At 48.1% G+C, this 761-nt stretch carries 1 pseudogene; it reads right to left on the bottom strand.

What is annotated here, in order from left to right:
* Positions 1–235 (bottom strand): annotated as a pseudogene (locus CI597_RS17550) (group II intron reverse transcriptase/maturase); the annotation flags it as partial.
* Positions 236–761: the final 526 nt, after the last annotated feature.

The following is a 761-nucleotide window of genomic DNA, read 5'->3' as shown; positions in this document are numbered from 1 at the left end:
TACCCTGCTGGATTACCCTGTCCATGACTGTCGGTATTCCAAGTTTTCTTTTGCTTCCGTTAGGCTTCGGGATTTCTACACGCCTCACGGGTTGAGGTTTGTAACTCCTTCCTCTGATTTGCTCCCTGATACTGTTCCAGTTCTTACGGATAAATCCATCAAGTTCTTCCAGTTCCATGCCGTCAACGCCGCCTGCACCCTTATTGGCACAGACTTTCTTATATGCTTCGTTCATGTTCTTTTTCTCCAGTATCTTTTCCAACAATTCCGACATACTTTGTGTGCTTCGCTCCTTTCCGCTCCCTGTGATTTGTCCTATGTTTATGCGTTTACAGCTCATATACGTTTCGCCTACATCCGCTTGTCGAATACTCACAGGTACATACATTCGTCTGCACGGTTACATTGTTCAGCCCTTCAGATTTCTCCTACTATGGCTTCTGCTGACTTCTCACAGTTCGTTGTTACTACGGCTGATGAAACCGCCTGTGAGACCTCACGGGATAAGTCCGTGTTCTTTCCTCGTCTACCCTCCCGATTTACGCACATGGGTTACGGCTACCTTTAGGGCTTCGTTGCTTTAAGTCAACTTACCCACCATGTACGCCTTAATATCGGGTTTCTGTCCGTAGGGCTACGATTTCGCTATCCCTTCTTCTCGCCCACACCTCACGATGCAAACCTTGGGAGTCGCTTACAAGTTCGTCGGTAGCTACGCCTATGTGGACTTGCACCACAGAACACGGACATGCCCGTCATAC

This window comes from Anaerostipes hominis (ex Lee et al. 2021), assembly GCF_002270485.1.
In the GTDB taxonomy this organism is placed as follows: domain Bacteria; phylum Bacillota; class Clostridia; order Lachnospirales; family Lachnospiraceae; genus Anaerostipes; species Anaerostipes hominis.
The sequence above is the reverse complement of the archived record's forward strand: the minus strand, read 5'-3'. Positions and strand labels throughout refer to the sequence as shown.